General features: G+C 42.6%; 21 protein-coding genes and 1 other annotated feature. Of the genes, 3 read left to right on the top strand and 18 right to left on the bottom strand.

The window, feature by feature from the left end:
* Window positions 1-17 precede the first annotated feature (17 nt).
* The 16 genes from NSQ54_00370 to NSQ54_00295 form a co-directional block, all read right to left on the bottom strand.
* Window positions 18-254, bottom strand: a complete 237-nt coding sequence (locus NSQ54_00370; GenBank protein ID WYP26626.1) for an anti-sigma-F factor Fin — start codon at window positions 252-254, stop codon at window positions 18-20.
* Window positions 255-315: 61 nt separating this feature from the next.
* Window positions 316-873 carry an aminoacyl-tRNA hydrolase gene (pth, locus tag NSQ54_00365; GenBank protein WYP26625.1) on the bottom strand — a complete coding sequence of 186 codons (558 nt, stop codon included), beginning with the start codon at window positions 871-873 and terminating at the stop codon, window positions 316-318.
* A 75-nt stretch (window positions 874-948) separates the two neighbouring features.
* On the bottom strand, window positions 949-1,599 hold the full coding sequence (locus NSQ54_00360) for a 50S ribosomal protein L25/general stress protein Ctc (GenBank protein ID WYP26624.1): 651 nt from the start codon (window positions 1,597-1,599) through the stop codon (window positions 949-951).
* Between the two features lie 103 nt (window positions 1,600-1,702).
* Window positions 1,703-2,653, bottom strand: a complete 951-nt coding sequence (locus NSQ54_00355) for a ribose-phosphate diphosphokinase (protein WYP26623.1) — start codon at window positions 2,651-2,653, stop codon at window positions 1,703-1,705.
* Window positions 2,654-2,682: 29 nt separating this feature from the next.
* On the bottom strand, window positions 2,683-4,044 hold the full coding sequence (gene glmU, locus NSQ54_00350; protein WYP26622.1) for a bifunctional UDP-N-acetylglucosamine diphosphorylase/glucosamine-1-phosphate N-acetyltransferase GlmU: 1,362 nt from the start codon (window positions 4,042-4,044) through the stop codon (window positions 2,683-2,685).
* Window positions 4,045-4,212: 168 nt separating this feature from the next.
* Window positions 4,213-4,506: a septation regulator SpoVG gene (gene spoVG, locus NSQ54_00345; protein WYP26621.1), complete on the bottom strand. Its 294-nt coding sequence runs from the start codon at window positions 4,504-4,506 to the stop codon at window positions 4,213-4,215.
* Window positions 4,507-4,749: 243 nt separating this feature from the next.
* Window positions 4,750-5,124: a RidA family protein gene (locus tag NSQ54_00340; protein ID WYP26620.1), complete on the bottom strand. Its 375-nt coding sequence runs from the start codon at window positions 5,122-5,124 to the stop codon at window positions 4,750-4,752.
* Window positions 5,125-5,137: 13 nt separating this feature from the next.
* Window positions 5,138-5,980 carry a pur operon repressor gene (gene purR, locus NSQ54_00335; GenBank protein WYP26619.1) on the bottom strand — a complete coding sequence of 281 codons (843 nt, stop codon included), beginning with the start codon at window positions 5,978-5,980 and terminating at the stop codon, window positions 5,138-5,140.
* Window positions 5,981-6,009: 29 nt separating this feature from the next.
* A complete protein-coding gene (gene ispE, locus NSQ54_00330) occupies window positions 6,010-6,903 on the bottom strand; it encodes a 4-(cytidine 5'-diphospho)-2-C-methyl-D-erythritol kinase (GenBank protein WYP26618.1) in 894 nt (297 codons plus the stop codon).
* 387 nt (window positions 6,904-7,290) lie between these two features.
* On the bottom strand, window positions 7,291-7,476 hold the full coding sequence (locus tag NSQ54_00325; GenBank protein WYP26617.1) for a small, acid-soluble spore protein, alpha/beta type: 186 nt from the start codon (window positions 7,474-7,476) through the stop codon (window positions 7,291-7,293).
* Window positions 7,477-7,594: 118 nt separating this feature from the next.
* On the bottom strand, window positions 7,595-7,864 hold the full coding sequence (locus tag NSQ54_00320) for a Veg family protein (GenBank protein WYP26616.1): 270 nt from the start codon (window positions 7,862-7,864) through the stop codon (window positions 7,595-7,597).
* Between the two features lie 227 nt (window positions 7,865-8,091).
* A complete protein-coding gene (gene yabG, locus NSQ54_00315) occupies window positions 8,092-8,955 on the bottom strand; it encodes a sporulation peptidase YabG (protein WYP26615.1) in 864 nt (287 codons plus the stop codon).
* Window positions 8,956-9,008: 53 nt separating this feature from the next.
* A complete protein-coding gene (gene rsmA, locus NSQ54_00310) occupies window positions 9,009-9,887 on the bottom strand; it encodes a 16S rRNA (adenine(1518)-N(6)/adenine(1519)-N(6))-dimethyltransferase RsmA (GenBank protein WYP26614.1) in 879 nt (292 codons plus the stop codon).
* A complete protein-coding gene (rnmV, locus tag NSQ54_00305) occupies window positions 9,880-10,443 on the bottom strand; it encodes a ribonuclease M5 (protein ID WYP28466.1) in 564 nt (187 codons plus the stop codon). Before rnmV ends, rsmA begins: the two co-directional genes overlap by 8 nt.
* Window positions 10,444-10,558: 115 nt before the next feature.
* Window positions 10,559-11,827 (bottom strand): ubiquitin-like domain-containing protein, encoded by a 1,269-nt coding sequence (locus tag NSQ54_00300; protein ID WYP26613.1) that lies wholly within the window; start codon window positions 11,825-11,827, stop codon window positions 10,559-10,561.
* Window positions 11,828-12,287: 460 nt separating this feature from the next.
* A complete protein-coding gene (locus NSQ54_00295; GenBank protein WYP26612.1) occupies window positions 12,288-13,055 on the bottom strand; it encodes a TatD family hydrolase in 768 nt (255 codons plus the stop codon).
* 173 nt (window positions 13,056-13,228) lie between these two features.
* Between NSQ54_00295 and NSQ54_00290 the strand changes: the two genes are divergently transcribed.
* The 3 genes from NSQ54_00290 (at window position 13,229) to NSQ54_00280 (ending at window position 16,684) form a co-directional block, all read left to right on the top strand.
* A complete protein-coding gene (locus tag NSQ54_00290) occupies window positions 13,229-14,386 on the top strand; it encodes an acyl-CoA dehydrogenase family protein (protein WYP26611.1) in 1,158 nt (385 codons plus the stop codon).
* 53 nt (window positions 14,387-14,439) lie between these two features.
* Window positions 14,440-15,282, top strand: coding sequence for an aldo/keto reductase (locus tag NSQ54_00285; protein ID WYP26610.1), 843 nt, complete (start codon window positions 14,440-14,442; stop codon window positions 15,280-15,282).
* Between the two features lie 169 nt (window positions 15,283-15,451).
* A complete protein-coding gene (locus NSQ54_00280) occupies window positions 15,452-16,684 on the top strand; it encodes a CNNM domain-containing protein (protein ID WYP26609.1) in 1,233 nt (410 codons plus the stop codon).
* 41 nt (window positions 16,685-16,725) lie between these two features.
* On the opposite strand, the gene metG is transcribed toward NSQ54_00280, so the two are convergent.
* The gene (metG, locus tag NSQ54_00275) at window positions 16,726-18,705 is read right to left on the bottom strand and encodes a methionine--tRNA ligase (GenBank protein ID WYP26608.1); all 1,980 of its coding nucleotides are present in this window, start codon (window positions 18,703-18,705) and stop codon (window positions 16,726-16,728) included.
* Window positions 18,706-18,756: 51 nt separating this feature from the next.
* Window positions 18,757-18,999 (bottom strand) — a binding site (T-box leader).
* A gap of 51 nt (window positions 19,000-19,050) precedes the next feature.
* Entirely contained in the window at window positions 19,051-20,883 is a 1,833-nt protein-coding gene (locus NSQ54_00270) for an ATP-binding protein (GenBank protein ID WYP26607.1), read from the bottom strand.

Raw genomic sequence — 20,883 nt, 5'->3', positions numbered from 1 at the left:
ATATAAATCGACTTGCATTACTGGATAAATGAATCTAATTCATAAAGCGCTGGATTACGCGAAAGCGCCTCATGACAGTGCTCACATATTGCTCTCACATGTATATCACCGTTATCGTCATATGTCAATACTTCCTCACGGTGACTCTGATCTAACGCATCAATCCCTAAATCACTCGTTTCAACTGTCTGTGACAGAGATCCCATATCTGATTCGCAGTGTTTGCACGTATAATGTATAGCCAACTTGTCCACCTCTTTTGTGCGTATTCTACGTTGTAGTATAAGCAGAGGGGTGAATTGCTATACAGAGTGGTTAGTTAAAAGCATTCATTACTTCAAGAAATGGTTTATCAAACCAAGCTTCGATCGCTTTTGACGATTGAACAATCGAATCTTGAATGGCTTCTTTTTCTTCCGGACGATATCCACCAAGTACATAGTGAACAACCTGTGTTCCTGGTTGCGGGCGATCGATCCCTACTCGAATACGATTGAATTCATTTGTTCCTAAGTGGGAAATGAGAGATTTGATCCCGTTATGTCCCCCTGCACTGCCTTTTTGGCGCAGACGAATTTTCCCTGCAGGCAGGTCAAGGTCATCATACACGACAACTACATCTTCAAGCGGAATTTGAAAATACTTCATTAATGGTGCAACAGACTCACCTGATAAATTCATATATGTGAGCGGTTTTAAGAAAAGAATCTTTTCTCCTTTATGAAGATATGTACCATAAACCCCTTTAAATTTAGATTGATCAAAAGAAAACCCTAAGTCATCTGCCGTATGATCAAGAATATCAAACCCTATGTTATGCCGTGTTCCTGCGTACTTAGCCCCTGGATTTCCAAGTCCTACTACTAGTTTCATACCAATCCAACTCCCGCTAATCATACTCCCGAAAAAGGTATAACCGCAACGGCTATACCTTTTAGGGAGATAAAATTATTCGACTCGACCGTCTTTATTTTCATCCTTACGTTCTTCTGTTGCCTCCACCTGATCTGGAGAAACATCTTCTTCTGGTTCTTCGTCTGGATCTGGTTCAATGGTTGGTGGCTGTACCGTTACAATGGCTTCTTCATCTTCACTTGTTACTTCAACTGAAAGAGAACCCTTCACATCAGCAACCGTTAATCCATCGCCAATACCTAGTTCAGATACATCTACAACAACCTCTTCAGGAATATCGCCTGGAAGACATCTTACACTGATTTCGTGCTTCACTTGTGCAAGAACTCCGCCTTCCTTCACTCCCGCAGCTTCACCTTCAACACGAACAGGAACCTCAACATCTATTTCAGACTTCATATCTACTTCAAAGAAGTCGATGTGAACGAAAGTATCCTTTAATGGATCTGTTTGAACTTCCTGCACCATCACCTGATGCTTTTTCCCATTACTTACTTCAAGAGAGAATAGCCCATTACGGCCAACTTCACGCATTGTTTTTAAGAAATCTACACTTTCTACTGATACAGGTGTAGCTTCTGTTTTATTTCCGTATAATACGGCAGGTACAAATCCTGCATTACGGACTTTTCTAGTGCCTGATCCTCTCATGTCTGTACGTTTTTCTGCTTTTAAAACTGTCATCCTTATCACCTCTGATTAGATTAACACTCTATTGTATGTGTTCCCCTAAACAGGATGTTTCAAACCGACATCACAAAAAAACCGAATACTTTTTAGTTTGGAATCAATCAAATAAAGTACTAACAGAAGAATTTTCATGAACACGAATGATCGCTTCTGCAAGTAATGGAGCAACTGATAACGATGTAATTTTCTCAATTTGCTGCTCTTCTTTTAAGGCAATTGTGTTTGTCACAACAAGCTCTTTAATTTTCGAGTTGCGAATTCTCTCAATCGCAGGTCCTGATAGTACAGGGTGTGTACAGCACGCATAAACTTCCTTCGCACCATATTCAACAAGCGCATTAGCTGCTAGTGTGATCGTTCCAGCTGTATCAATAATATCATCGATAATGATACATGTTTTTCCTTCAATGTTACCAACAATGTTCATAACCTCAGACACGTTCGGCTTTGGTCGTCTCTTGTCGATGATTGCAATTGGTGCTTTTAAGCGATCTGCCATTTTTCTAGCACGTACAACTCCACCGTGGTCTGGAGATACAATGACAATATCATCAAGCTGCTTGTCACTAAAATAATCAGACAAGATTGGTACACCCATCAGCTGATCAACCGGAATATCAAAGAAACCTTGAATTTGAGTTGCGTGTAAATCTACAGTTAGCACACGAGTAGCGCCAGCTGTTTCAAGTAAATTTGCAACTAATTTCGCTGTAATCGGCTCACGTGCACGCGCTTTACGATCTTGACGTCCATACCCGTAATACGGAAGAACAATATTAATTGTTTTAGCAGAAGCTCGTTTAAGAGCATCAATCATAATTAATAGCTCCATAATATGTTCATTTGCAGGAGCTGATGTTGATTGAATCAGGTAAATGTCACACCCACGAATGCTTTCTTCAATATTAATTTGAACTTCTCCATCGCTAAAACGCATAACGGAATTTTTTCCGAGTGTAACACCGATATTCTCTGTTATTTCCTGGGCAAGATCTTTGTTTGAATTAAGTGTAAACACCTTTAAGCTTGGATCGCCATACTTCGCCATTTTGTTGTACCCTCCACACTTTTGTTGAATCAATTTGATTTCTTATAATTTTCTTTATTAACCTGTCTTGCTCTAGCTATCGATAATGCCTGGTGTGGAACATCTTCTGTAATCGTTGAACCAGCTGCAACAAGTGCATTCTCACCAATGTGTACTGGTGCAACAAGATTCGAGTTACTGCCTATAAATGCACCATCGGCAATGGTTGTTTGATGTTTGTTTACTCCATCATAGTTAACTGTTATTGTACCACAGCCAAGATTCACGTTCTGACCAACCTCTGCATCGCCTACATAACTTAAGTGAGCAGCCTTTGATCCTCTTGCAAGTGAAGATTTCTTCACTTCAACAAAGTTTCCAATTCTCACGTCTTCTCCAAGCGCAGATCCTGGTCTAATATGAGCAAAAGGTCCAATGGTTACACGAGATTCTACCTTACTATCATGGATAACGGATTGTTTTACCTCAACAAAGTCAGCGATCACACTGTCTTTAATTTCACTGTTTGCCCCAATCACACATTCAGAACCAATAACACTTGCTCCTTGAATGGATGCACCTGGATAAATCACAGTATCTTGACCGATTGTTGCCTCAGATGAAATGTATGTTTGTGCGGGGTCAATAATGGTCACTCCAGCTCTCATCCAGCGTTCATTAATACGATTCTTCATAATTGATTCTGCCTCAGATAAAGCGACACGATCATTTACTCCAAATGTTTCAGAGAACGTAGGAGATTGATAAGCCGCAATCACTTCTCCTTGCTTTTGCAGAATTTCAATCACATCGGGTAAATAATATTCCCCTTGCGCGTTTTGATTTCCAACCTGTTTTAGTGCTTGGAACAGAAGCTCATTATCAAAGCAGTACGTGCTCGTATTAATTTCACGTACCTTTTGTTCTTCAGCATTTGCATCTTTATGTTCAACCACTCGTTCAACGAGTCCGTTTGCACCACGAATGACCCTGCCGTAACCTGTTGGATCCTCAGCAAGGGCTGTAAGTACTGTAATCTTAGCCTGTTTCGCTTGATGCTCCTTAATTAGCGCATCAATGGTTTCACCTGTAAGTAATGGTGTATCCCCAGCTAATACAACTGTGATTCCTTTTTTGTCCTTTAGTAATTCATCTGCTTGCAAAACGGCATGGCCGGTTCCCAATTGCTCTGCTTGCAATACATAATGAAAATCTTCCCCAAGCTGTGCTTTCACTGAATCTGCACCATGGCCCACTACAATCACCGTTTCATCGAACCCTACTTGATTAAGCGCGTCTGATACGTGCTGCACCATAGGTTTCCCACAAACTGGGTGAAGTACTTTATAAAGCTTTGATTTCATTCGCGTTCCTTGACCCGCTGCTAAAATCACCGCATAACGATTCGTCATAGCTTCCTCCCCATCTTCTATATCCCTTACGAATATATCCTAAATATCAGGTCTTTTCAAGGAAAGATCGACCTATTTCAACAGGGATATATTGTTACTCTCCTAGTTCTTCAAGGTTTTACAACAAAAAGAGCCACTGCAAAAAATGCAGTAGCTCACATTCCTGAATTAAGAGGCACCGGCCTCTTCATAAGAGACTTCCTCAGCTGCTCCAGCTCGTTCAAATTCCTTCAGGACGGCATCCTGAATTTTATCACGTGTTTTTGAAGATATTGGATGCGCAATGTCTCTAAATTCACCTTCAGGCGTTCGTTTACTAGGCATAGCTACAAACAAACCGTTGTTCCCATCAATAACTCGAATATCGTGTACAACAAATTCAAAATCCATCGTTATTGAAGCAATCGCTCGCATACGTCCATCCGTCTGTACGCGTCGTAGTCTGACATCTGTGATTTCCATGTAGCCATCCCTCCGTTATATACTTTCTTACTACCCAAACATTTCGCTGTAAGAATGCGTTTTCCTGCATCAAAAATGAAAAAAATAAAAAAATACGTTTAAAATATCCATTTTTACCACGAAATTAGTCGAATGATATGTAGAATGGCTGAACAAGTGGATTAAAGGTTGTTGTAGTGACTTCAGTGGTACGTACAAAAAAAAAAACAGAGTGAACATCGTTGTTCACTCTGGCACGACAAACTATTTCACTAATGCAATGACTTCAATCTCGACCAGTACATCCTTCGGTAACCGTGCCACTTCTACGCAAGAGCGGGCAGGCTTGTGTGTGTCAAAGTATGAACCATACACTTCATTAATAAGAGGAAATTCATCCATATTCTTAATGAACACTGTTGCCTTCACAACAGAATCTAAGGATGAACCTGCTTCAGCAAGAACTGCCTTCAGGTTAGCAAACACCTGGTGTGTTTGTTCCTGGACATCCCCTTCTAATAGCTCGCCATTTGGCTTAAGAGGGATCTGTCCTGAGCTGTAAAACAAATTGTTTACGACCACTCCTTGAGAGTAAGGGCCAATTGCTTCTGGAGCAAGACTTGTGTAAACGGTTTTCATTTTATTCTCCTCCTTATGATTCTGTTTCATTGTCTATTTTGTCTAAGACATTACCGGGTTCAATGGTAATCGTCCGGTCTCGCAGGTTCATTTCATTCAGACGGGTGATGGAAATATAATCGTCGATGAGTCGTTCTTCAACGCCTACCGTTTCAGTTAACACGCCAACCGCAACAAGGTCTGCCTCAAATTCCGCTAATAAATCGACCATTCCTTTAAGTGTACCGCCCGCTTTCATGAAATCATCAATCACGAAGACTCTTGCACCTGGTTCGAGGCTGCGTCTAGCTAGTGTCATTGTTTGCACACGCTTTGATGAGCCTGAGACATAGTTGATACTTACCATTGAGCCTTCCATGACTCTAAGATCACGGCGAACAATCCGTACAGGTACATCTAAATAATGACCAACTGCATATGCAAGCGGTATTCCTTTTGTTGCAACCGTTAATACCGCATCAATTTGTTTATCTGAAAGAACAGATGCAAACAACCGGCCAACCTCATGCATGAGTCGTGGATTCCCAAGTAAATCCATCATATAAAGGTAGCCACCCGGGAGGATACGCTCTGGATCTGACAGCTGTTCCATTAGCTTGTCCACGAGCTCCATTGTGTCTTGCTTATTCATTTTAGGAATGAATGTTACGCCACCACTAGCCCCAGGAATCGTAAGTAAAGATCCGTACCCTTCTTCTTCAAAGATTTCCTTTACAATCACCAGGTCTTCACTAATGGAAGACTTTGCCGAATGATAACGTTCTGAGAAGTGAGAGAGAGAAATGACCTCATGGGGGTGCTGTAGTAAGTAGTAAGTCATATCTACAAGGCGACCACTTCGTTTAAGTTTTTTCATAATACCTCCGCCAAAAACCGAATAATTGTTTATAACATATCATCTTTGTACGGTTTTAAGCAAGTATTACTGGAACGAATTAATCGAACGGCGTGGACATCGTCACAAAATCCTCTTAATCCATTATATATTCGATTTAATCGTGATTCCTTACTAACTAAACCAAAAACAGTCGGTCCACTTCCACTCATTAAGACGCCATCAGCACCAAACTTTTGCATTTGCTTCTTAATGTTTTGGACCTCAGGGTATAGGTCTAGCGTAACCGATTCAAGAACATTGTGTAGTAAACCGCAAATTTGATCAAAGTCCTGATTCCGAATGGCCGCTTCCATACCTCTTGTATCCGGATGCTCTACATCATCTAACTTCAAGCCTCGATAAATATCTGCTGTAGATACACCTGTAGGAGGCTTCGCCAAAATAACCCAAAATGGAGGAGGTGCATCAATGTGTCGAATGATTTCTCCTCTACCTGATGCAATGGCTGTTCCTCCGTACACACAAAAAGGAACGTCTGAACCGATTTCTCCACCAAGCTTGGCTAATTCATCAAGAGAGAGTCCGAGATCCCATAGTTCGTTTAAACCACGCAGTGTAGCAGCTGCATCACTACTTCCCCCTGCTAGCCCAGCCGCAACAGGAATTCGCTTAGTAATGTAGATATGAGCACCCTTGTTCACTTTGTATCGTTTTTGGAGCAAATCTCCAGCCTGCCATGCTAAATTGCGATGGTCGCTTGGAACAAAGCCTTCTGAAACCTCAACAGTAATTCGTCTGTCCGTCGTTTCTGTTAAATCAATCCGATCCGCTAAATCAACCGTTGTCATAATCATTTCAACTTCATGATAACCGTCTGCTCGTTTTCCTAATACATCAAGAGAGAGGTTGATTTTTGCCGGTGCTTTTACTGAACATTTCACGTCTTCACCTTCTATAGATATGCTTACGCTATTTTATCACTAGTTCCCTGAACATACCACCATCATTCCATTTTGCTTTTTCGCGCAAAATAAAAAACCTCAACAAATGTAGAGGTTCTAGAATGCACGTGACACATTTGATTGGTTAAGTAATAAGTCTAAACGATTACTTAGAGCTTTCACTAGCGTTCACTTGGCCTTGTTCCTTGGCTTCCTCGAGCATTTCATTAATGGACTCAATGTATTCCTTTAAACTCATTGACCTAACCTCCTAATCTAGTAATTGTTTGTTAGATTTATTATTCCCCGACTTTCTCTTCTTTAAACATCTATAAAAAAAGCAGTCCCACATCATGTGAGACCGCCTTAGGTCGTTGTCGAAATGTATTACTTAGAGTTATGCTCGTTAGCCAATTGATTTTCTGCAATCTCAATGGCTCTCTTCACCATATTTCCTGCATCAATGGCACGGATGCCGCCCCAGCCTTCTTTTTCAACTGTATCGTAAAAACCAAGCTCTTTTGCCAGTTCTACTTTCAATCGTTCAGACATGACTCCGCGTCTTCTACTCATCCGGAACATCTCCCCAAAACGTATTGTGTTCGACAACAGTATTAGGTTGCTTAATAAACAAAAAAATATGACTTCCTGTATCTTACAGAAAGTCACGTTATTAGGTCTTATCCTGTTGTTAGGCGTTAAGTGCTACCTCGTTGTCTCCTTCTTCTGACTCGGTCAAAAGCAGTTCAACTGTTTGAGTTAATACATCTGCATAGCTGTAGGATACTCGTTCAAACGCATTCTCTTCGTCGAGCTTAACAATAAATACCGATGGATACGTTTCTTCTAATAATCCCGAACGTTCCATGGTTTTACGACGACCGCCATTTGCTTTAATCGTAATTCTCTTCCCTACGTTTGCATCCAGTGTTCGCTTGATATCAATCAATGTTTTTGCCATCCTGACACCCACCTCACTATTTGCTCATCATAACACATTCGTCACAATTCGTCAAATAAATTTTTAATTATAACAATCCTATCTAAAGCATGTCAACGTTTTTGCACAAAAAAAGAATCTTCCAACTATTAGTTATGTATAGCATGCTCCTTTTGTCGAATGATATGTATAAAAATTAAAAAACACCTCGACTACATCAGTTACGCTAATGTAGTCGAGGTGTTTTGCTAGGATTCAGGGTTTTTGAGTGGCATCCCTAGTCGCATAATACCCTTTGTTTCAATGCCTCCCAGACCTTTTTCGCCCGTAATGGTGTTACGTAAGACTTCCCACAGCTTAACCGCGTCTAAGTAAGAGGTTTGGCTTACCTTTGAGGCAATATATACAGGGTCTAGTGCATGGATGTTCACCCGGTCCGGGGAGCTTGCAAAATTTGCTCCAGCCTTAATTAACGTCTCAAAATGAGATTGACACGCACCAGCGAAGATAATTAATTGATCTCGATTCGCACAATACTTACGTGCAATCCGCACACATTCAGCAAAATACTTTGTATGTCGATAAGCGCGCAGATCATCACGGTTCCCACGATCATTTAGGTAGGCATCATGTCCTGTAATCACAACAATGTCTGGCTGAACCATTTCAAGCAAGGAACCAATTTGATCTGGCATCTTCTTCTCATCAAGATGAACGCCATATACAGGTACGCCAAATCGTTCATACAGCTCGGTACACCGCTGCAAGTAAAAGGCATCTCCATCTAAATGAAGAACTCTCCCCCGCAACTCAAAGAAAGAGGCGTCTGATTCGTAACCGGATGTTGCAGCATATTCATTCCGTTTCTTCATTAACTTCGCATCCTGCCGGAAAAGTCGGTAGGAAACATCTTCTTTTTGCTTACCAAGCTCACGTCTTTTTCGCTTATCTATATCAGAAACTGGTAACAGATCATCTAATGGAGCATCTGCCAGAAGTCTCATTTCTTCTCCTGCAAGCATAGCTGTTTTGTCTGTTAACTCAACTATACGAAACAGCATGTCATTTTGGTACGAGTTTCTGGTTACGCTATCGCCCACCACATACTTCATCGTTCCGCCCCCTCCTGTTCAGCCTATGATTCATAGGAGAAAACGGTGCACTATTATGCTTTTAAACGAGAATACAGTGCGTCACTTAATGTAGCGAATTCCTGAATGGACAGAGTCTCTCCACGTCGTTTTGGATCGATTGCTGCTTCAGCCAGCGCCTCTTCAATATCGGCCTTACGCTCTTTCGGACCGAGATTATGCACCAGGTTGTTTAAGATGGTCTTCCGACGGTTGGCAAAGCTTGCATGAAACACTTCAAAGAAATAACGTTCATCAATCACCTTAGCAGCAGGCTCGTTTCGCACACGTAAATGAAGCACTGCAGAATCCACGCGAGGTGGTGGAACAAATACACTTGCAGGCACAGTCATGACACGCTCTGCTTCTGCATAGTACTGCGCTGCAATGGAGAGTGCGCCGTATTCCTTCGTTCCCGGCTCAGCAGCAATACGGTGGGCAACTTCAGATTGAATCATAATTGTGATGCTTGTCACATCCACTTTACCTTCTAAAAAGCGCATGAGAATTGGAGTGGTCACATAATAAGGTAAGTTTGCGACAACCTTTACTTGTTTTACATCAGAGAATTTATCCTTTATGAGCTGATCAAGATCAGCCTTTAATACGTCTGAATGCACAACCTCTGCATTTGGGTATGGGGATAGAGTATCAGCTAGAACCGGTATGAGACGTTGATCAATTTCAATAGATACGACCTTCTTCGCTTTTCTGGCTAGGTACTCTGTCAGTGCACCAATCCCTGGACCAACTTCAATGACCCCTGTTTCATCATCTATTTCTGCAGCCTCTACAATATTTGTAAGGATGTTTGTATCAATCAGAAAGTTCTGGCCTAAGCTCTTTTTTAACTGAAATCCATGCTTTTGAAGGATCTCTTTCGTACGTAGTGGGGTTGCTATATCTTTAGTCATGCTGTTGTTCCTCCTTAAGAACTGAAATCAACGCTTCCCTGAATTCCTCAGGTTTAATTTGAAACATATGTAGTCGCTTGAGTAGCTGTTTACCATTCGCATACCCGATAGACAGCTCTTCACCTAAGCGCTCCCGCCTTTGTTTAGCGTGCGCACCAGCTACTAGACCTGCGGCGTGCAAGTCTTCCCAAAGAATATGAGCCGGAGCTTCCTCAGCAATCTCCTGAACGGAGGTCAGTGCAGCCCGAATCGCATCAGGCGTAGCATTTTCCACTCCCAAGTCATCACCGTTCTTTGAAATGGCCGCATGCTTAGGGAGAAATGCATGCTTGCAGCCTGGCACGCGGTCGCTGACAATGCGACGAATGCGTTCACCAGGATAATCAGGATCCGTTAAAATAATGACGCCGCGTCTTTCCTTAGCAAGCGCAATTCGAGCGAGGACCGATTCACCAATAGCTGAGCCGTTTGTTTCAATTGTATCGGCATCTACGGCTCGTTGAATAGCCGTTGTATCATCTCTACCTTCAACAACAATGACTTCTTTTATCTTCATATCCATTCTCCGCTCTCTTATCTTCTGTTCTTTATTGTATCCTGATTCCGGTTAAAACAAAAGAAGCCGATCACCTTGGATAGGTTATCCATGGATCGACTTCGGATGTGAATGATTATTCAACGATCGTTACTTTCACTTGCTTACGGCCAAAACGTTCTGCTTCAGCTGTTGATGGAACATGTAGGTCAATTTTGTTCCCTGTAATCGCTCCACCTGTATCTCCAGCAATCGCTGTTCCGTAACCTTCTACGTGAACCTTTGAACCAAGCGGAATCACACTAGGATCCACAGCAACTACCTTCATATTACGATTGTTATTTAAATCAATACCAGTAGCCGTTACTCCACTACAACCAGCACAGCTAGCCGTATAAGCTGTGGCCGTCATCGTAAATGACTTCTCAGATGCAGGCTCCTCGGCCGGAGCTTCTACTTGTTCACTGGCAATCTTTGTTTCTTGTTTTGCTTCTTTCACAGGCTCCTGCTCGGCTTTCGCCACAACGGCTTCCTCACGTGTACCAACAGCAACCACTCGATCTTTGTGATCCTTTGTTGTTTCTGTTTTTACAAGCTCACGTGACACTTCTTCTCCGTCTTCAAGAACAAGCTCGTAGGTTTTTTCAAGGGTTCCCTCTTCGCCCTCTTCTTCAACCTTTTCCTTGCCTTTATCGATCATGTCATCATTTTTCGTAATCGTTTCATACGAAATGTTCTCTTCCACCACATCGGTGACCTTTTCAATGCGTGTAACTTGAACAATTGATTCTTTATCTAAACGGTCCTCTACCACAGGCTCGACTCGATCTAAATCTCCTAGTTCAATCTCTTCTCTATCCAAAAAGTCAGCGACAGTCGTCGAAGTTGTCCAAATATCCTGATCTTCCCCATCGCTTTTTAACGTAACAAGAAAGGCCGAATCATATTGAACATTCATATTATCTGTAATAGCTGTATCTACTTGTGGCTCTAACTCGTCTTGCTCTTTATACTCAATGGATAATTCCTCAAGTAACCCTTTTACGTCTTCTTGTGTGGTCCAGACCGTTTCTGTTTCCCCATCGGTCGTGACTGCTACTTCTTTTGCTTGTTTCCATAAAACCTCAGTGTCTTCGTTTATCTTTGTATCGAGTGACGGTTCTATGACATCATATTGGTTTGTATCCCAATCTTCATCAGCGAATAAATCAGCAACCGTGTCTGCGTGTGTTGATAGGACAACTTCTTCTGTTCCATCAATGCTAACAGTCACTGTATGTTTGGTCATTTCAAAAACCGCATAAAAAACGGCAGCTAATGCTAAAGCAAAACCGATGATTGAAATGAGATACTTATGATTAGAAACATGATCCAAAAGAAGCCAATGTGTCTTAGTCGCTTCCATATGTATACATTCCTCCTCTTAACGCTATGAAGTATACTGATTGTCCCCCCTCTTGTCAAATAAACTTTAGAAAAAATTCATTTTTAAGTCGAATATTGACCTTATTATCTCTTGACAATTAGAAATTGAAAAGAAAATTCTTTCGACAATTACTCTTATGTCCCAAACTTGATTTGTAGAACAAAAGAGCCTTGTCTCAGGATTTGAGACAAGGTGTCGAAGGAGGTAAGTTTTTTACTCCAAATCCGCTCCCGGAATGGCCGCCACGCTTTCCGAGGGAGGCGTTGAACTAAACTGGCTGGCGCCAGTGTATTTCAACTTTGCCTCTTTTTCCCTTCGGAGTCGGCCGGCCATTCCGTCCGCTTTGTACGCAGGAAAAACGTTATTTGGATCTCGGTCATATAAACAAGTAGCGGAGAAGTTAAATCCTCTATTTACCAATATGAGAAAGAGTGTAGCTTCACTTAATCTTAAACAACGTCTTCGCATTTTCTGTGGTTTGTTGTGCTAGTTCTTCGTATGTTGTTTCGCGCAGGGCTGCGATTTCTTGTGCGACTAGTTTGACATAGGCTGGTTCGTTTCGTTTTCCACGGTTTGGGTGTGGAGCTAGGTAGGGACAGTCTGTTTCTATGAGAAGCTTATCTGCCGGGACGTGTTTAGCTACTTCTTTTGGTCGTCTGGCATTTTTGAAGGTGACTGGTCCACCTAGTGAAATGTAAAAATTCATCTTTAAGCATCTGTCGGCAATTTCTACACTTCCGCCGAAGCAATGCATAATTCCTCCGACTTCATCTGCTCCTTCTGCTTCTAAGATTTCAACAATATCTTGATCTGCATCACGGTTATGAATAATGATTGGAAGCTTTACTTTTTTGGCTAAATGAATTTGTTTACGAAATACGTCTTTTTGAACATCCTTTGGCGACTTGTCCCAGTGGTAATCAAGCCCCATTTCACCTATTGCGACCACTTTTGGGTGTGCAGCAAGCTCTTCCAGCCAAATTAAATGTTCCTCCGTCATATCAATCGCATCAACTGGATGCCATCCGACAGCCGCATACAGATAGTCATACGTTTCGACTAATTCCATGGCTTTTTTGATGGTTTTCTCATCAAAACCAACAACAACCATGTTCTCTACTCCTGCCTCATTTGCTCGCTCTAGTACCTGCTCAAGATCGTCTTCAAATTGATCTGCATTTAAATGTACATGTGTATCAAATAACATGATGATCCTCCATTCACTTGTTCTATGTCTATGCCAAAGATCTTACCGCTTTTTGAGAGATCTATGCAAGGTTCGGGCATTTCCATCAAACACATCCGTTAAGTAAGAATAATTCGAATGATCATGATAAAATAAGGGTAAAGAGTTTAGATAAGAAAAGGAGATGGATGATCTTGTCTAAAGCATTATTTGCAACAACGGATTTCCAACAGACATGGCTCAAAAAGCTCGAATCCATGCGTTCACACATTGAATCAACAGCTAGAGAAAATGATGAGTCGGGTTCCTTCCCAACCAACCACATCCAGTCCCTAGTCGACAGTGGCTATACATCTCTCCCACTACCTGAATCATTAGGTGGAAGTAGTCTTTCCATTGCTGACCTTGTTTTATTTCAAGAAACATTAGGAAGTATGGATGGTGCGACTGCCCTTTCCATTAGCTGGCACCAAAGTGTCGTCGCTGAAATTTACGAAAAACGTAAATGGTCAGAGGAACAGCTTTCCTTTTTATCCGAGGAGGTAAAAAAGGGAGCCCTTATTAACCGTGCAGTGAGCGAGGCACAGACCGGGAGTCCAACACGTGGCGGAAGACCCGGTTCAACCGCTACTCGTTCGGGTGACGGATGGATCATTAATGGAGAGAAAACCTTCACGACCATGTCTCCTTTTTTAACCTATTACTTAGTTGGAGTATGGATTGAAGAGAAAGAAGCCGTTGGGTTCTTTCTTATACATCGTGATACCAAAGGTGTTTCGATTCGAGAGAACTGGAATATGCTTGGAATGCGCAGCACCGAAAGTCACGATTTACTCTTACAGGACGTATGGGTAGACGACTTTTATTTAGTAGAGGTAAACGATGCTCCCCGTGGACGTGAAGTGAATGCATGGATGATGCACATCCCTGCAAACTACCTTGGGATTGCACAAGCGGCACGTGATTATGCCCTGCATTTCGCAACAGTTCATGCACCAAATAGTATCGATGGAACAATCAGTGAATTACCGAATGTACAAACGGCTATTGGAGAGATTGAACTATTGATGATGCAGTCACGGCATATGATCTATTCCGTAGCTCGAGCCTATGATAACAGCCAAACGCGCTTCATGATTGAACATGAGATCGGCGCGGTGAAACATACTGTTGTGAACAACAGCATTAAGGTCGTAGATAAGGCGATGCGTATTGTTGGTGCAAAAAGCTTAGAGCTTTCTTGCCCATTGCAGCGCTATTATAGAGATGTGCGAGCAGGACTGCATAATCCACCAATGGACGATATGACGATCTCAAAACTAGCTCAATCGGCTATTCATTCCATTGACTAACTTCTGATTCAATGGGTATAGAAGAATAACGATGAAGGAGAGGAGTTTTTTCTTTGACACACGACATCCCGAACTTAACGTTAAATGATGGATTAGAGGTTCCTGCTATTGGATTTGGAACAGCGAATATTAAGGGCAGTGCAGGTGTTTCAATTATTTCTAGTGCAATCGACACTGGCTATCGCCTAATTGACTCTGCTTTTAATTATGAGAATGAAGGAGCAGTAGGAGCCGCAATTAGGCGCAGCTCGATTTCCCGTGAGCAGCTGCGCATCACTTCAAAATTACCAGGTCGGCACCACAGCTACAAAAAAGCCGTAACAACGATTCAGGAATCCTTGCTACGAGCAGGACTTGATTACTACGACCTTTATTTAATTCATTGGCCCAACCCAAAACAAGAGATGTATGTCGAGGCGTGGCAAGCTTTAATCGATGCTAAGAAATGGGGACTCATTCGTTCGATTGGGGTCTCAAACTTTCTCCCAGAGCATCTGGATAAGATCATTAAGGAAACGGGTGTCACACCTAGTATAAATCAAGTGGAGCTCCATCCTTATTTTTCACAGGAGACACAGCGTTCCTATCATCAGGAGCATGGGATTATCACCGAGTCCTGGAGTCCTCTTGGTCGTGCTAGTCACGTACTGGAAAACAAGGATATTCAATCCATTGCTCAAACCCATGGTAAAACCATCCCTCAAATTATTTTAAGGTGGCATATTCAGCTGGGCGCTTTGCCTCTTCCAAAGGCATCATCAGCTGGACGTCAACGAGAAAACTTGGCCGTGTTTGATTTTTCTTTGTCAGATCAAGAGATGACAGTCATTAATCAGCTCACTAAACCAGATGGTCGAATTCACGATCAGGACCCTGCAGTATATGAAGAGTTTTAAGTCAATTGCTAATTAATATAAGTCGAGCATGCCTTTCATAGGGGTGCTCGACCTTTTTCGTTTTTGCAGCGCTTTGCACCTTCCTTGATTTTGCCCTTTTGCTTTATTATGATGGATTTAGCAGTCCTGACTTTGTTTTGTGTCTGGACTTAAACTGGAGGGAACCGACTTGATCATTGCTATCATTTTGTTATTTGTCGCTTCAAGCTTCTTTTCTGGAAGCGAGACCGCTCTGACAGCGACAAACAAGATTAAGCTACAAACCAAAGCCGCAAATGGAGATAAGAAATCAGAACGACTTTTAAAGCTGGTTACAAATGCCGAAGAATTTATTCCAGGTATTCTTGTCGCCAATAATGTACCTAATATAGTCCTTCCATCTTTAGTTACGATTGTCGCACTCGATTATGGTTTGAATGTTGGAATTGCCACAGGTGTTCTAACCGTAGCCATTATCATCTTTGCAGAGGTCCTGCCTAAATCAGTTGCCGCTGCCTTCCCCGAACGTATTGCCTATATGGTTTATCCACTCACCAAACTCTTATTAGTCATACTCAAACCAGTGACGTTTCTATTAAATGCTTTTACCAGGCTGGTCATTAAGCTACTTGGTAAAAACGCAAGTGATCATGCTTCGTTTTCCAAGGAAGAGATGCGTGCCATGTTTGATATTGGGCAGCTTGAAGGAACCTTTGAAAACGAGGAAGTGAATCGCCTAAAAAGCATGATGGACTTCCAACAATTAAATGTAGCCGATGTGTTAAAAACACCGAGAATTGATGTGCAGGGTATCCCCGCTGACATGACCTTTGAAGAAGCTCAAAAAATCGTCTCCGAGAATCCCTATTCAAGGTATCCTGTCTATGAAGAAGACATCGACCACATTATTGGTGTCTTTCATTCTAAGTTCGTCCTAAACTGGCTCCGTGATCCAGAAAAACAGGCACGTGACATTGCCGACTTAGAACCTATGTTTGTACATGAATTCCAACCGGTGAATTCTGTCTTTCAACGTATGATCCAGGAAAAGAAACACATCGCCATCGTCCTTGATGAATATGGTGGCACCGAAGGAATCGTGACACATGAGGACCTAATCGAAGCCATTATTGGACAAGACATTGAAGACGAAACAGATATTGATGATGTACTGGTTGAAAAGCAGACAGCTACAGAAATCGTTTGCGACGGGAAAATCGCTCTTCGCCGTTTAAACATTGTGTTTCACACGCAGATTCCTGAAGATGAGGACAACCTAGCAGGGTTTCTCCTCGACCAGTTTGGCTACCTTCCGACGATTGGAGAAACGATTCAATTTAAAGACCTATTGTTTGAAATTCTAGAAGTAGATACGAGAAAAGTAAGCCGAGTTCGGATTGAAAAAGTGGAGATATCTGAATAAAAAGAAGCCTAATGATCTAGAGTCATTAGGCTTTCTGTTTCTTATTTTACTTGTGCTCCATTTGGAAGAGCACCATCAATGGTTGCTAGTTGAAGTTTCTTTCCTTTTGAACCTGCGAGAATCATCCCTTGAGACAGCTCACCACGTAGCTTCACTGGCTTCAGGTTTGTTACGCAGATGACCTTTTTACCAACCAGCTCTTCTGGTTTATAAAACTTCGCAATCCCAGAGACAACTTGACGCTGTTCGTAGCCAAGATCCAGTTGGATTTTAAGCAGTCGATCGGCTCCCTGTACAGGCTCAGCTGCAGTCACTTCTGCTACGCGCAACTCAACCTTCGAGAAGTCCTCGATCGTAATTTGATTTTCATCTTCAATCTCTTCTGGCTCTTGTGACTCTTCCACTTTTCCGCCCATTAATTCAACGATATGAGCCACTTCTTCCTCGACATCCAGACGAGGGAAGATCGGATCCCCTTTTCCTACCTTTGTACCAGCAGGAAGCTGACCAAATGTAGCCGTAGAATCCCACGATGTTAACGACTCTTCTACACCAAGCTGCGACCAGATCTTACCTGGTGTTTTAGTCATAAATGGTTGGATTAATACAGAGATGATGCGGATCGATTCTGCCAGATGATACATTACTGTACCTAGACGCTCTCGCTCGTCTTCACTCTTCGCCAATGTCCATGGCTGTGTTTCATCAATGTATTTATTTGTACGACTTACAAGCTGCCAAATCGCTGTTAACGCAATCGAGAACTCCATTTCCTCCATGGCATTTTCGACTTTCGTAATTGTCGCACTCACGAGGTCAAGTAAGTCTTCATCAAACGGAGTACCATTCTTAACATACGCTGGAATTTCTCCAACAAAATACTTTTGAATCATGGCCACAGTACGGTTTAGTAAATTTCCTAAGTCATTGGCTAAATCGTAATTCACACGCTCAACAAACGCTTCGGGTGTAAATACGCCGTCCGCGCCAAACGGTACTTCACGCAATAAGTAGTAACGGATCGCATCTAGACCATACCGATCAATTAACGGAACCGGATCAACCACATTTCCTTTCGACTTGGACATCTTCCCGTCTTTTGTCAGGAACCAGCCATGACCAAACACTTTTTTCGGAAGGGGAATATCCAGAGCCATTAACATAATCGGCCAGTAAATTGTGTGGAAACGTAGAATATCTTTTCCGACCAGATGAACATTTGCTGGCCAGTATTTTTTATACAATGTCTCGTCGTCCGTACCATAACCAAGCGCTGTAATGTAGTTTGCCAATGCATCAATCCATACGTAAACCACATGCTTTGGATTACTTGGCACCTTTACACCCCAGCTGAATGTCGTTCTCGAAACTGCTAAATCTTCAAGACCTGGTTTGATGAAGTTATTCACCATCTCGTTTTTACGAGAAACCGGCTGAATGAAATCAGGATTTGCTTCGTAATGAGCAAGTAGGCGGTCGGCATATTTGCTCATACGGAAAAAGTAAGACTGCTCACGAACCTTCTCTACAGGGTGGCCAGAATCAGGGCTCTTCCCGCCAATGACTGTGCCATTCTCGTCCTTCGTCACATCCTCAAGCTGTCTTTCGCTGTAGAAGGTCTCATCCGGTACGGAATACCAGCCCTCGTATTCATCAAGGTAGATGTCACCTTGTTTTAATAGCTGTTCAAACAGCTTCTCCACAACAACCTTATGACGGTCCTCTGTTGTACGGATAAAATCATCATAAGAAATGTCTAGCTTTTCCCAAAGTGCTTGAATAGGCTTCACCATTTTATCAGTGAACTCTAGCGGTGTGAGTCCTTGCTCTGCTGCTTTTTGTTCAATCTTTTGACCATGCTCATCCGTTCCTGTTAAGTAGCGAACCTCATAGCCGCGCAGACGTTTGTAGCGAGCCATTGCATCACCTGCAACAGTTGTGTAGGTATGTCCAATGTGCAAATTCCCACTCGGGTAATAAATCGGGGTCGTAATATAAAAGCTCTTCTTTTCTTCAGGCATGAAACGCCCTCCTCACATTCGTTTTTCCATATAAAAAAGCCCTCGTCCCAAAGTCGGGACGAGAGCTGTGCTCACGTGGTACCACCCAAGTTCCCCCTCGCTTCACAGCAGAAGGGCTCGTAAAGTCAACATGACTTTTCTGTTAACGCCAGCTACGCTCTCCTCTTATGGAAACTCCACTCGAAGACAGAATCCTCCAGGACCATTCTTCCACATTCATCCTCAACTGGTTTTCAGCTACCCCAGCTCTCTGTGTGAATCTGACATGTGTACTTATCCGTTCATTGGAATGAATATCATAACAATCAGTATATCCTAGAATATACCGAAACATCCCTAGCCGTGTCAAGCACGGTCGTAAAGCGTAGCAAATGGTGTTTTCTGCTTCACTAAGAGTTCCTCACGACATAATCGCTCAAGCTCAGTCTTCCAGGTCGATACGTCCCAGCTCTTGCCTGAATCACGATTTAAATCGGTAAGATCCTTCACTAAGTTCATTTCTGATAGCGGCAGGTGCGGATAAAGTGCCTCGAGAACAGCTTCATTTCCCTGTTCGTTCATCTGTTCTAGCTCATCAAATGGATTTTGTGTATGAGGACTTGTTGAATGAGCCATCCGGATTCGCACAGCCATCGTCCTCCCTATAATCGCAGAGGAAACAAACACATCTCCTGACTTTAAGTACGGAAGTCGTTTTCCTTCTTCACTCGTTAAGTCGGTCTCCTCTTTAATCGTTTGAATATCCGTCCCACGTACCGTACGGAATACAAACTTTGAATTTAGCTGAGCTGTGATCGTTTCATCAAGTAAAGTCGGTCGCTGCGTCGCAAAAATTAAAAAGACCCCATACTTACGTCCCTCTTGCGCAATTTCCTTAAGCACAGATTTTGCCGGTGCATCATAGCCCTTCGGAGCAAAGTTATGCGCCTCATCCGTTACAACAACAAATGGAGGGAAGAATGTGCCTTGTTCCTGCTGCAGCTTCGCATCACGATATGCTCGTCTTTGTCCGTACAGTGCGCCGATCACATAACTTGAGAACACTTGCAGTAGCCAGACTGCACCTTGGATGACAACTAACTTGCCTTGATGAATACTTGTTTCAATTGCTCGAATGTTTTGTTGAAACAGTCCTGCCTGGTGAAGACGATTTGCACGCCACTGTATTCCTTTTACAGAGGAGAGTGGAAGACTACCATACTGATCGAGTAACGACTTAAATGTAGAAAAGCGGCTAATCTCATCTCGTGTCATCCCTCCGTCATGCAGCATCGCCTCTACCTTTTGTTTTCCCATCTCTAGTGCTTCCGCAAGGTTTGCAACCCGGTCACTAAACGACTGGTAGCTGTCTCTGCGTTTATGAATGCTTTGAATGACGTTAATCATAGATTCTGTCAGACTTCCTGAAGCCTGCAGCAATCTTTCAACATCTCGTGTAGAAAGAGCCGAGAAATCCACTCCAACATCTCTCCCTATTTGAACAACATGATATTGGTCCGCATATCCTGGGGCATTCTCCACCCCTTGAGACTTAGCCGAAAAATTCATTTCAAAATGTGGATCGAATACTAAAGTTGGGATTTTTAGCTTCATTAACTCTTCTAGCATGACTCGCAGTCCAAACGACTTCCCGGACCCCGACCCTCCAAATACACCAATATGCGGATATTGCTGCATCGCACGAATATCAAAGATAAAAGGAACTCCGTTTTGTTTGCGGAGAACTCCCTGCTCCTGCATATGTAGCAATCCATCTAAATCTTTAGGCAAAGATGGCGCAATAAAGTCAGTTGATTTAATTTCTCCAAGCACCATACCTGCGCGGGGTGTGGTCGTTACAAGAAGATCTTTAATCTCTTCAAAGGCTGGATGGCGTACTGCTGCTCCTGTTTGTATTGGCTGAACTGCCTCTTCAAACAGTCGGACCTTTGCAATATGAATATCATCTGCTCCGATGTCATAACCAATTTGCTCAAGTGTCTGCAAAACGGATTGATCGGCTAACCCTTTATCAAACCCCATTGGGATATAACGATTGTACGAGAACGTCTCAACAACCTCTCCCTTTGGGTCATACAGGTCCTGATCACATAGAACAACGAGCTCATTCATTCTAAATTTATGTTCCTTTGAGGCAACATACACTTCATGCTGTGTTGTAACTCCAACGATCTGCAA

Source organism: Alkalihalobacillus sp. FSL W8-0930, from assembly GCA_037965595.1.
Classification (GTDB): Bacteria; Bacillota; Bacilli; order Bacillales; family Bacillaceae_D; genus Alkalicoccobacillus.
The sequence above is the reverse complement of the archived record's forward strand: the minus strand, read 5'-3'. Positions and strand labels throughout refer to the sequence as shown.